Source organism: Pandoraea sp. SD6-2, from assembly GCF_000389825.1.
Classification (GTDB): domain Bacteria; phylum Pseudomonadota; class Gammaproteobacteria; order Burkholderiales; family Burkholderiaceae; genus Pandoraea; species Pandoraea communis.
On sequence record NZ_KB944454.1, the window covers coordinates 865225 to 877888 of the forward strand.

Below are 12664 nucleotides of genomic sequence, written 5' to 3' on the forward strand. Positions count from 1 at the left end.
AGCGGCCGGCCTGCATGCCGTCCGGCGCAGACCGATGTATTTCATGCGTTATGCGAGAAACGCCCGGTCGAGCCAGGCACGTTGAACACCTGCCGCGAGCGTGTCCGGCATGACACCATAAACCCGTCCCCCGGCGCTCGAGAAGCGGCTCTCGATGAAACCGTGCGCCAATTCGGCGGGTGCATGTTCGAGCAGCAACGCCGCCTGCGACAACAAGACGATCTGCTGGGCAATGGCGCGCGCACGCACCGCATGCGTTGCGGGATCGGCGGCCAGCCAGCCATGCAGTTGCCCCAACGCGGCACGCAACGTCGCATGCGACCCGGTGCGCTTTTCGAGCCACTGGAACCAGTGCTGCGCAACGTCGGGCTCGCGGCCGATGGCACGCAACACGTCAAGACACATCACATTGCCCGAGCCTTCCCAGATCGAATTGACGGGGGCCTCGCGATACAGTCGCGCGAGCGACCCCGTTTCCACATAGCCGTTACCGCCCCACACTTCCATGCATTCGCCGGCCAGTTCGAGCGCGCGCTTGCACACCCAGAACTTCGCCGCGGGAAGCACGATACGCCGCCAGGCACGCTCAACCGGTGAATCGTCGTCGGAGGCGTTCGCATCGAACGCCTGCGCGAGGCGCATCGCCAGCCACGTCGCGGCCTCCGATTCCAGCGCGAGATCCGCGAGCACCGTCGTCATCAGATCCTGATCGATGAGCTTCGCACCGAATGCCGTACGGTGCCTTGCGTGATGAATCGCCTGCACGACGCCGGCGCGCATCATCGCCGCGCTGCCGATCACGCAATCGAGCCGCGTGTATGTCGCCATCTCGATGATCGTGGGAATGCCTCGCCCCGGCGCGCCGACGCGCGTGCCATACGCGCCCTGAAACTCGACTTCGCTGCTCGCGTTGGAACGGTTGCCCAGCTTGTCCTTGAGACGCTGAATCTGCACGGCGTTCTTGCGGCCGTCCGGCGTGTAGCGCGGCACGAAGAAGCAAGAGAGCGCATCGCTGTCGCTATCGCGTGCGAGCACCAGATGCGCATCGCACTGCGGCGCCGAGAAGAACCACTTGTGACCGACCAGCGAAAACGTACCGTCGCCGCGCTCGGTTGCCGTGGTGGTGTTGGTGCGCACGTCCGATCCGCCCTGCTTCTCCGTCATCCCCATGCCGATGAGAATGGCGTGCTTCTGTGCGAGCGGCACATCGCGCGGATCGTGCTGCGGTGCGAGCAACTTGTCCTTGATCGACGCGAAGAGCAAAGGCTCCTGGGCAAGCACCGGAATGCTCGCGAACGTCATGGTCGTGGGACACAACGCGCCCGCCTCGTTCTGGGCGTGCAGAAAATACGACGCCGTACGCGCCGCCATCACGCCGCCGCGCGGATGTGCCCATGGCAACGACTGGAGTTGTGCACCGCGCAACAGGCCCATGAGCGCATGCCACGCGGGATGAAACTCAACTTGATCGATGCGATTGCCTTGCGAATCGAACGATTGCAGCTCCGGCGCATAACGATTGGCCATCTGCGCCCATTGCTGGACCTCGGCTTCGCCCAGACGCGCGCCCTGACGATACAGCGTCTTCGCATGCCAGTCGGCATTGAAAACCGCCACCGCGGCTTGCAGGGCGGTATCCGTGGCGTAAAGGTTGTAATCCGTGAGCGGCGGCACCTGATTGGTGACGTCGTGGGTCTGCCAGGCTTCAGTCATCCGTGTCTCCGTATGCCCATATGCCGAACTTGGGACGGTCACCTCAAGTGCATCTTTTCATCATAGCGGCTAGGTCTCCCCCATTCACACAAATTAGAGGAATGCTTCACTTCGCCCCCGGGCACAGGGGATGTCTGTCTACAATAAGTGCCGCTGCAAGACGTCACCCACGGGGAGCGAATCGCGCAGGTGCGGCCCCCCAAAAATGCGCGTAGAACGATAAGCAAAAACGCAGCGAACAGGAAATCAACAACCCAGTTGATGCAGTGCCCATCCAAGGGAGGATGACAGCATGGACTATGACTACGTCATTGTCGGCGGCGGCTCTGCCGGTTGCGCGCTGGCCGCGCGGCTGGCCGACGGCGCACCGCAGCGCACGATCGCGCTCATCGAAGCCGGCCCCCCCGACGACAGCTTTCTCGTACGGCTGCCGCTCGGCATCGCGGCGCTCGTGCCGTTCCGGTCGCGTCGCAACTATGGGTATCGCACCACACCGCAGGCGGGACTCACGGGACGCCAGGGCTACCAGCCACGCGGGCGCGGGCTGGGGGGCTCGAGTTCGATCAACGCGATGATCTACACCCGCGGCCATCCGGACGATTACAACGATTGGGCACAGGCCGGCTGCCCCGGCTGGGGATGGGACGACGTGCTGCCATACTTCCGTCGCAGCGAGCACAACGAGCGCGGCGCCAACGCCTGGCACGGCACCGGCGGCCCGCTCAACGTCTCGGATCTACGCACGGTGAACCCGTTTTCGAGACACTATGTCGAGGCGGCGCGCGAAGCCGGGTTTCCGGTCAGCGACGACTTCAACGGCGCGCAATACGAAGGGGCTGGCGTCTATCAGGTGACGCAGAAAGACGGCGAGCGATGGAATGCCGCGCGCGCCTATCTGCACGGGAAATCGCGGGCGAATCTGCATGTCATCACCGGCGCGCTTGTGCAGCGCATCGTCTTCGATGGAAAACGGGCGACGGGCGTCAAACTGCAACGTCGCGGCGCCCTGGAGACGATTCGTGCGCGAGCGGAGGTGGTACTGAGCGCGGGCGCGTTCAACTCGGCGCAGTTGCTGATGTGCTCAGGCATCGGCCCCGCCGGGCATCTGCGCTCGCACGGGTTGGAAGTGCGCGTCGACGCGCCGGGCGTTGGTGAGAATCTGCAAGATCACATCGACTTCATCATCAACAAGTACGTCGCGCACCGCGATCTCGTGGGCTATACGCCGGCCGGATTGTGGCATCTGCTCACCCAGGGGCTAGATTATCTGCGTGACAAGCGCGGCTTGTTCGCCAGCAATATCGCCGAGGCGGGCGGCTTCCTCAAGAGCGATCCCGCCCTCGCGCGCCCCGATTTGCAGATGCACTTTCTCGTGGGTATTTGCGACAACCACAATCGTCGACTGCATTTACGGCGCGGCATGTCGCTGCATGCGTGCGTGCTGCGTCCGAAGAGCCGCGGACGCGTGACGCTCGCCTCCGCCGACATGCGCGACGCCCCGCAAATCGATCCGGCATTCCTGCAAGCACAAGAGGACGTCGACACGTTGCTGCGCGGTGCGCGCGTGATTCGGCGGATTCTCGCGGCGCCATCGCTCGCGCAGTTCGGCGGGCAGGAGTTGCACAGCCGGGGCATCGAGTCGGACGAGGCGCTCACGGCCCTGATCCGGGCACGCGCCGACACCATCTATCACCCGGTCGGCACATGCCGGATGGGCAGCGATGCGGCGTCGGTCGTCGACCCGGAATTGAAGGTGCGTGGCGTGGAGGGGCTGCGTGTGGTCGACGCATCGATCATGCCGACACTCATCGGCGGCAATACCAACGCACCGTCGATGATGATCGGAGAAAAGGCGGCGGATCTGATGCTGGGACGTGTGCTGGCGCCGGTGCCACACGATGACCCGGCAGCCGTGGACGCATCACGCACGCCTTCGGCCGAATCGATTGTGTTAGCCACCCGTGCGCAGCCACAGGTTTAGGAACGGCTCGCCCCACAACAGGCTAGTCAGCGCCCCCAGATTCAGCCACGGACCGAAAGGCAGCGGCTCGCGCAGCGCGCGGCCGCGCCACAGCCCCAGCACCGCGAAGGCGAGTGTCGCCGCGACGGCACCGAATGCCAGCATCAACGGCACGCCAATCCAGCCGAGCCACGCGCCACACGCCGCGACAAGCTTTGCGTCGCCACCGCCGAGTCCGTGCTCGCCCGTCAGCACTCGATATGCGCCGGCGATCATTCCCATGACGCCGTAGCCCAATGCTGCGCCAAGCACGGCATCGTCGATGGGTAACGTCAGCCCCGCGATACTGCACAACAGGCCGGCCCACAGCAGCGGCAACGTGAGCGCATCGGGAAGCAGCCGCGTGTCGCTGTCGATCAGCGTGAGCGCCAGCAGCACTGCGCCGAAACCGCACCACGCCAGCATCGTGAGGTACTGCATCGATGGCACGAACTGCCATGCGATACCCGCGAACATGACCGCGACGGTGAGTTCAACGAGCGGATAGCGCAGAGAAATCCCCGAGCGGCACTGCGCGCAACGGCCGCGCAGAAGAAGAAAGCCGAGCACCGGGAAGTTATAGCGCGCCAGGATGCGTGTCTCGCAATGCGGACAGCGCGACGGCGGCCACGCCAGATTGAACGTGGGCGTGACCGGTGGCGCCTGCCCGGCCCACGCAGCGCTCTCATGCGCCCACTGCGCCTCGAGCATACGCGGCAGACGATGCACCACGACGTTCAGAAAACTCCCCACGAACAGCCCCAGCATGGCCATCGCTGCGACGACCGCTTCACGAGGCAGCGCCCGGAATTCGTGCCACATGAGTTCGATGAGCGACGCCATCGTCAGAACATCGATTCCGCGTACTCACCCGCCGCGTGTCCGATCTGAAGCATACCGGCCACGGTGAAGATGATGGTCAGACCGACGAGCGCCATCAGCACGGAGCGAAGTGCGGCGGAACGCATCTTGATGCGCTCGGCAACTTCCTCGATGGTCATCAGACCGATCTTGCGAATGCCGGCGTCGAAGTTGGAACGTCCCGAGTATTCGACCAGACGATCGAAGACCTCCTCGTTGAAGATGCCGGTATCCATCGCCTTGACCATGCTCCGCTCGCTCTTGAGCGACGCACGCATGCGCAGCAAATGAGAGCGCATCCAGGGCGAAGCCCCTGCGAGCAGCAGCGACACGGAATCGAACACCGATGTCTTCGCGCCGGTCAGCGCGGCAAGCGACACGAGAAACTCACCGGCGCGCACGTCGCGATACACGGCGTACGGCCCGAAGTTATCGACGCGCCGCCGCAACGGTCCCGTCCATCGACTGAGCGACAACAACACGGCCACCACGGCCAGCAGCGGCACGCCATAAAGCAGCGGCCACCAGTTCGCGACGAATCCCGACACGATGTACAACCCCGTACCGATCAGCGGGAACTGCTCGGGCGGCATGATCTCGATCATGATCGGCATCATGCCGTAGGCCACCCCCAGTTGAATGGCGGCGAGCAGCACCGACATGAAAATCGGCAGCACCACGGCGCCGGCAATCGCCGCGCGCGTCTGCTGCTGGAGCGTGACCACGCGTGCCAGAAATCGCAGCGCGCCCGGCAGGTCGCCCTTCTCGCCGGCGGAAATCACAATCAGATCTTCGTCGGGAATGGTGCCTTCCCACGACTTGCGCAAGTTCTTCGAGCTGGCGCGGTCACGCCACAAGGCATAAAGCGGCGCCATCAGATTGCGCCGCTCCTTCGCACGCGCACACCGGCGGGAGAAGAGTTCGAACGGATTCGCACCATCTTCGATGGCATCGGCGAAGTCACTGTAGAACTTCGCGCGCATCTTGCGAAAATGGCGCTTTGCCCGGTTCAGACCCGGATACGGGTCCCGCGCGGGGGACAGCTTGGCAAGCAGACGATTGGCGGCTTCGAGCATAGGGAATAGCGCTGCGTTTCAGACGAATTGCGTGAGGATGACTTACACACTCGCCAGACGGCGGGGCGGTTGAGGCGATGTCGACCCGCCCTTCCACATCTGGAATTTCTTGAGCTTGTGGAATCCGGCTTCGATGTCACCGGGATCAATGAGACCCTGCGCCATCTTGTAGATCGCATGCTCCATGGCCGACTTACCGGACATGACCGGGCTCGTGAGATCGCCGTCGTGTTGGGCGCGCCAATAGCGCTGCGCCTCCCAGAATTTCGATTGACGCAGCAGGTCGAGCAATTCGTCGCACAATTCGCACACTTCCGCCACGACCGTCTGCCCTGCCGTGCCTCGCCCCTTGCAGTGATCGCAGCCTGGGCCTGCGACACGCACGCGAGCCGTGTCGATACCGAGGCCGGCGATGACGCACAACGTCGTCTCGTCGAGATGCCCGACAGCCGGCAGCTTGCAGTGATCGCACAGTACCGGAATGAGCTTCTGATACACCATGGCGGTGAGAAAGTTGGGGGACGTGACGGCCGAGACCGGCATGCCGATCTCTTCGCTGATCAAACGCGGGATGATGCCGAATGCGCTCGACGCGTGAACCGTGGACAGCACCTGATGGCCCGTTTCGGTCATCGACTTGGCGAACGAGCCCGTTTCGATGTCGCGAATTTCGCCGGGCATGAGTTTGTCCGGATCGCCACGCAACAGCACTTTGGCCGCCGCGCCGAACGCCGATTCGCCGTGCCCGTCTTCGGCACGCCGCTGAATCGGGATCTGTGTCACATGCGGCTGGATGTATTCGACCGGATCTTCGATGGAGAAGAATTTTTTACCCGAGTCACGCTCGTACATCATCATCGTGCGCAATGTCGTCGACTTGCCCGAGCCGGTCTCACCCGCGATGATCGTCAACCCTGGGCTGCGATGTACCGCGTTCTCGAGCACCTCGATCTGATCGGCGGAGTAACCGAGTTCGGAGAGCGACAGCACGTCGTCGTCCACGGCTTCGTTGACGAGCAGTCGCAAAATCACGTCGACACCCCGATTCTCGCGAATGCTCTGCAAGCGAAGCTGATACTTGCGATTACGCAGGTTCAGCGGAATCGAACAACTCTGATGCTGATCTTCATCGAAATGGTTGTGACTTCGGCTGCTGGGGTCGGCACGCGAGTTGTACGCCGCGGACACCGCATCGAGCATCGCGTGATAGTCGCGCGAGATGCGATCTGTCTCGCTCGTCGCGCGCAGCTTGCCGTGAATCCGCATGCGCACGCGCACATGCTGGCCTTCGCGAAATTCGAAGTGGACGTCGGAGGCCCGCGCGTCGATGGCGCGTTCGATGATCAGATCGAAATTCCGATAGGCGCCGGTGCGCTGCGCTTCGGTGCGGACACCGGTACCGCTTTGCTGTTGCAGGCGCGACTGCATGAGCAGCATTTCTTCTGTCGTGCCGACGTAAATCCCTTCGAGATCCAGTCGATGTGTCGCTCGAACGGCCTGTTCGAAACGCGAGAGCAAGTCGGAGCCCTGCATACGCACGAACGTCGTGTGTTCGAGCAGTACCAGAAAGAGCCGCGGCTTCGGGGCAACGAGTACCAGCGACCCGTTTTCCGCCCCGGCCAATATGATGCCGAGATCCTGACGCCAGCCTTGCATCTGGATATCGTCGACGCGAAGATCCGCGATGGGTCGAGCGACCGTGCCGCTGCGTGAATTGACGCGTGAGAACGCCGCCTGGAACCGATCAGAAATCTTCGCCATTGCGCCGCCCCGATGACCCGAGTCTCGCGCGACTCGCCTGCGTTTCGCCGGCGGGCGACGCCCCCATCGCATTGGGCAGCAGCAGACGCTGAACTTTGCCACCTCGTGTCACGTCCACGAAATCGCTGCCGATCTTCACCACCCGCCAATCGCCGAACCGATCGCCGTCGCTCACGTGGTAGCCAAAACGGCCATCGACGCGCAGATAAGCCGTCGCGATGTCGTCAACACCGTGAATGAACATCAGTTCCGGCAACACCTCAGGCGTTGCGCTGATCGCAACGGCAGACGACGCGCCGTCGGCCGTCAGTGTCTCCTGCGTCGACTTGAGATGGGCACGGGCAAACGCGTCGATCGTTTCTTCGGCCTGCGCGGGTACGACAACCATCGAGGACGTTGCCGCCACGGCCGTCGCAATCCATGCCGTCCGGCGGAGCTTAATGAACATAGTAGGTTCCTTTAGCGGAGAAGACGGGTTTGGTGTCGTCGATCACGATCGTCAACTCGTGCAACGACATGTTGCCGGCGCGCATCATCAGTCCGGCCACAGAATCGACGAACGCCAGATGCCCGGCAATCTTCCATTCCCCCCTGGCGATCGGCGGTGGTACGTCGCTGCGCGCGGTCACCGCCGGTGGTGCCTGAACAAGCGGTTGGGGCATCGATAGCGAAATGTCCATGCCGTAGTCGCCGAGCGATTGCAGACGCGCCCCGGCGGTGCGCAGAAACTGCGTGCGCGGCACGGGTGTCACGCGCGCCTCCCCGTCGTCGACCTCGTCTTCGTTCTCGGCGAGCCCTTCCGCGCTCGCAGACACCGGCATCGATTTGGCCTGCCCGGATACTGGCGGAACGGTGTCGGCGGGCGTGATGGTTTCACTCGCATTGTCGAGATCGACGATCCGGGCATTCGGGCGTTGCGAGAGAAGCAGATCGAACGTGCCGCCCTCCTGACGGCGCCACTGAATCTCACATTGATTGCCCCTGCATTCGATGGACGCGGGGCGCCATCCGCCAGCGCTCGCGGGCAGCGACTGCACCGCGTATTGCACGCGCCGGGCATACGACGCTCCCGTCGAAAAGGGTTCTGCGGCGATTGCGCGGGCGAGCGCGCGCCGGTAGGCATCCACCGGATCGACCTGATTGGCCGCTGCGAGCTTTGCCTTCTCCCTTTCCTCGTACCAGTCCCACCCCCACCACCCGGCCACGCAGACGAGTGAGAGCACTGCGAGCGAGATCGCCGCGATCTTCAGTTGGCGCGCCGGTAACGGCTTGCGCACGACTTGCAGACGCGCGTCGCGCGACTGATCCTTCGCTGCCTGTGCCGCGATATCGTCGAGCGTGAGCGCCACATCGGCGCCGCTGCCGTGCAATGGCGCAATACCTGCAATCGTGATTCCGCCCTCGATCTCCGCTGCCCACTGCTCCATTCTTGCGCGCAGTTCCGATGCGGGCACGACCAGATCCAGCTCCGGCCGACGATCACGCAACGTCACGAAGAACACGGCAGACAGGTCGTCGGGATCGGGATGCACGAACGCCACGTTCGGCGCATCGACCATCGCGCCGAGCACGGCACCCAGGGCGTATAACTCGGGCGCGCTCTGCCCTTTGATCGACGGGGCCAGCGAGAACAGCCCCACCGTGCGCGTGCCGGCGCCATCGTCGGCCACGGCGTAATGAGAGGCGTCGCGGCTGCGGGCGAGCCCGCGAATCTCCGTAGGCTCCTTCTGCAGACCGATCAATGTCTCCCACTGCGCACCGACGACGAGCCGGTTGGACAATATGCGCGTCATATCACACGCCCTCGGTCAGTTCCGGCGAAATCAGGATGACGACTTCCTTGACCTGCTGGCGCGCCTCCTTGGTGCCGCCCTGGTAATTGAAGAGACCATCGCGATCGGTCGAGTCGTCGCGCCGGCGGAAACCGCTAAGCACCAGCGTATCGCCCGACTTGAGCGACGCGCGCTGCATGGTCTGGATCGACGCCGTAATCGGCAACTGCATGAAGGTTCCGACGCCAAGGCCATCATCGGACCCCGATCTGTCGTCCTTGCCACCCAAGCCCACCTTCACACCATCGGAACCGACTTCCGCCTTCACTTCCGGACCGCCGCTGCCCTCCACGTTAGTGCCACTGGGCGCTTCTTTACCCGTGCGCAGATTGATCTTGTCGAGCTTTTTCAGGTCGGACATGTCGATCTGCACCTGCAACATCACGCTGCGGTTGTCCATCAGCGTGGGCAACAGGTTCATCACGAAGCCTGTGGTCAGCACCGACTGTTCGGCGGTCACCACCGCCTGTCCGCCATAGTTGCCGGGCGTCATCTTCGTTTGTGCGACAAAGCCCTGATTCTGGGTGACGGCGACGGGCGCCGGCTGATTGTTCAGCGTAACGACCGTGGTGTCGATCACGGTACTCACACGCCCCTGCTGGCTGAGCGCGCGGATGAAGGCGCCGGAGCCTCTGAATCTGCCGCTGTCGATCTTGTTGAGTTGCAGGCCGCCCTTGCGTGCCATGAGCGTGCCGCCCGCCGCAGGGCCGGCCAGGCCCAACGTGATGCCGCTCGCCGCCCGATACACCAGATCCCAGTCGACGCCTGCGGCCGAATTTTCTTCCAGCGCCACGGAGTACACCTGCACGCGCAATTTGACCTGACGGCCCAACACGGCGTTCTCCGCATCGATGTAACTCGCCACGCGCTCGATAACGTCAGCCGTGTCGCTGACGACGAGAGAACTCGTCACGACCGACGGCGTGACACGCCCGCCTTCGGAGAGCATGTCGGTCACGGTACGAACGAGATCCGACCAGTAATCGAGTTCGGATTCCACGCTCACGCTGGCGTCGGCGTTGAAGCTCAGATCGACGCCACCGGCGGAACTGCCCGGCCCGCTGCCGCCCGCCGCACCGCGATTCGCCTTCATCTGCGAGGCCTTGCCCACCGACGCAGAGTACGAAGAACTGCCGGGCATCATCTTGATCTGGAAAGTCCGTGTGACGTAGCGTGCGAAATGCACCACGCCGTCGCGATAGCTCCAGTGGGTGCCCGTGCGGTGGGCGATGGTGTCGAGCAATCCGGATAGCGTGCCCGAGTATTGCAGCGGCACGGTCGGCTCGCCAGCATCGGAGCAGTTCACTTGGAACAGGTTGGCGGGACTGCCACCGCGATTGGGGGCGCGGCTGGCGCCACTCCCACCCCTTTCGCCACCGCCTGCTGCGCACGACACATCCGACGCCATGCGAATGGTCAGGCCGTTGCCGCGCGCCACCTGAGCGAGCACGATCGACATGGGCAACGGCGCGCCGGTGGCGAATCGCACGTTGCGCTTGAAAAATTCGGGTAACGCTATCGAAGCATTGATGGGCACGGAGCGCTTTGCGAGCCACGCCCCTTCCACGTGCTCGATGGCGCGAATCGGCGCCGCCGAGTGGGTATCGAACGCCGATTGCCCATCCGTCTGCGCCTGCTCTACGTTGGCATCGGTTTTGGCGAGCATGCCTGGCGTGCCGCACGCCGTCAGAAACGTTGTGGCGCACAACACGCCAAGTCGCTTTCTCATGGATTACCGCTTCCGTCATGATGGCCGCGCCGGGGGGGGCGCAGCGCTTGTTATTGTGTGGCGTGAACGACGCGCAGCACGCGGTTGGCCTCGTAGACTTTCACGCGAATGGGTGCATCGGTGTTCTGCAGGGAGACCACGATCTGCTCGACGATGTCGAGGAAGTCACCTGTGAACGTGGCCGGATACTCGATAGGGAAGTCACGGTCGATTTCCCACGCGAGCTGCCAGCCGTGCCCCTTCAGATAGCGCTGAAGCGCTACGGAAACACGGCCGTCGTCCGGTGACATGAACAGTTCGAGAAGCTCGCGAACTTCGGCCTGCGCAGGTGGCTTGAGCGGCTCCGCAGCCTGCACAGACGGCACACGCTGAGAAGGCGAGGCTGGCGTTGCGGCCACATCCGACGACACATCGACCGACGGCAGCGGCTCCAGCGCACTCGCAAGGGAACTCGGCGGCGGTGTCGCCGCTGCCGCTGCGCCGCCGGACATCAGCGGTTTATGGCTGGCGAACGCGACCTCGATATCGGGCCACCAATGCTTCTCTTGAGACCTCTCCAAAGCGAAAGCCGTACTCGACCATACGGTCGAGGCCACTGCCGCCGTTAGCATCCTTTTGATGCGCATCTTTTCCTCACGTCGAATTCAATGCCGAATTGCCGGATGTGGTTCGATCACGGGATCAGGAGCCGCTGATGGTGAACTCGAGTTTTGCCTTGGTCAGGTCGTTCTTCGTGTCATCGCTTCCGCCGGTCGCATCCGAGGATTGGCAAGCGGTCGCCAGATCGCCCATCTTGAACGGCGTTTTCATATCCTTCAGACTCGTGCCGTTCACGCTGATGGTCGCGAAGTTGGATTGCAATGTCGTCATGAATTTCTGACACTGGTCGCTAGGCACCTCCTCGGACGTTACCTTCACGCCGAAATTGGGCCCATTGGCAATAGCGCTCGCGATAGGTTCCATTTTCATCTTCCCGCCAAACCGGTTCAGATATTCGCCGGGCTTGCCGGAAATAGGTGTCATGCCGGTGAACAACCCCATCTTGTCCATATCGGGCAGCGCGGTAGTCGCGGTCAATTGCCCCGACAAGACGGCGTTTTGCACCGAGACCACCGCCATCTGCCAGTCCTTGATCTCCTGATTCACCCGCACCGAATTCATCAGGCGCGGCACCCCGACCATTGCGCCGGCCATAATCAGGCCCATCACCGCCACGGCCACCGACAACTCCACCAGCGTCACACCGCGCTGACGGCGCTTGTTCAAGCGGCTGACCATTTTGCTTTTCATCTGCACGAGTGCGCCCTCGTTCGCTTGCATGTTCATATCCCTCATCCTGAGCCATTCGATTGGAAAGATTGCGCGGCATAGCGATGTCTCCCCTAAGCCGCGACAGGGGCGATTTATGCCTGAACACCAAGCACTGCGTTATCGCGTGCTATCCGTACATTTCGCAAATTGACAATTGCGTGGGGCAAGAAACTACCTGTCTGCCCACCAATTCCGATAAGTCGATGCGCATCGCGAAGGTGAAGTACCACGCCGCCGATGGCATGCCGAGCAAGGGGGAACGCGGATCGCCGAGCGCTGGCGCCGCCATGGAGAATTTTGCGATCGTCGGAATTAGCCCAACCGCAACGAGAGTATTCACAACGCCGTTTGCCGATGGCGCTATTCAGCGATTTCACAAGGC

Annotated in this window: 10 protein-coding genes; 1 reads left to right on the top strand and 9 read right to left on the bottom strand. The window is 63.0% G+C overall.

What is annotated here, in order from left to right; translation table 11 throughout:
- Positions 1–48 precede the first annotated feature (48 nt).
- The gene (locus C266_RS20345) at positions 49–1713 is read right to left on the bottom strand and encodes an isovaleryl-CoA dehydrogenase (protein WP_010805620.1); all 1665 of its coding nucleotides are present in this window, start codon (positions 1711–1713) and stop codon (positions 49–51) included.
- Between the two features lie 292 nt (positions 1714–2005).
- Here C266_RS20345 and C266_RS20350 point away from each other — a divergent pair, with 292 nt between their 5' ends.
- The gene (locus C266_RS20350; RefSeq protein ID WP_010805621.1) at positions 2006–3694 is read left to right on the top strand and encodes a GMC family oxidoreductase; all 1689 of its coding nucleotides are present in this window, start codon (positions 2006–2008) and stop codon (positions 3692–3694) included.
- On the opposite strand, the gene C266_RS20355 is transcribed toward C266_RS20350, so the two are convergent.
- The 8 genes from C266_RS20355 to C266_RS20390 all read right to left on the bottom strand — a co-directional run bounded on the left by C266_RS20355 (position 3665) and on the right by C266_RS20390 (position 12291).
- Positions 3665–4555, bottom strand: coding sequence for an A24 family peptidase (locus C266_RS20355; protein WP_010805622.1), 891 nt, complete (start codon positions 4553–4555; stop codon positions 3665–3667). The genes C266_RS20350 and C266_RS20355 overlap by 30 nt on opposite strands.
- A 2-nt stretch (positions 4556–4557) precedes the next feature.
- The gene (locus tag C266_RS20360; protein WP_010805623.1) at positions 4558–5649 is read right to left on the bottom strand and encodes a type II secretion system F family protein; all 1092 of its coding nucleotides are present in this window, start codon (positions 5647–5649) and stop codon (positions 4558–4560) included.
- 42 nt (positions 5650–5691) lie between these two features.
- Entirely contained in the window at positions 5692–7410 is a 1719-nt protein-coding gene (locus C266_RS20365; protein WP_010805624.1) for a GspE/PulE family protein, read from the bottom strand.
- The gene (locus tag C266_RS20370) at positions 7394–7858 is read right to left on the bottom strand and encodes a hypothetical protein (protein WP_010805625.1); all 465 of its coding nucleotides are present in this window, start codon (positions 7856–7858) and stop codon (positions 7394–7396) included. The genes C266_RS20365 and C266_RS20370 overlap by 17 nt, the downstream gene beginning before the upstream one ends.
- Positions 7848–9203 carry a type 4b pilus protein PilO2 gene (gene pilO2, locus C266_RS20375; protein WP_010805626.1) on the bottom strand — a complete coding sequence of 452 codons (1356 nt, stop codon included), beginning with the start codon at positions 9201–9203 and terminating at the stop codon, positions 7848–7850. Before pilO2 ends, C266_RS20370 begins: the two co-directional genes overlap by 11 nt.
- Position 9204: 1 nt before the next feature.
- The gene (locus C266_RS20380; RefSeq protein WP_010805627.1) at positions 9205–10971 is read right to left on the bottom strand and encodes a secretin N-terminal domain-containing protein; all 1767 of its coding nucleotides are present in this window, start codon (positions 10969–10971) and stop codon (positions 9205–9207) included.
- Positions 10972–11021: 50 nt separating this feature from the next.
- Positions 11022–11531: a toxin co-regulated pilus biosynthesis Q family protein gene (locus C266_RS26380; protein WP_168162938.1), complete on the bottom strand. Its 510-nt coding sequence runs from the start codon at positions 11529–11531 to the stop codon at positions 11022–11024.
- Positions 11532–11652: 121 nt separating this feature from the next.
- Positions 11653–12291, bottom strand: a complete 639-nt coding sequence (locus C266_RS20390; RefSeq protein WP_036663499.1) for a type 4 pilus major pilin — start codon at positions 12289–12291, stop codon at positions 11653–11655.
- Positions 12292–12664 lie beyond the last annotated feature (373 nt).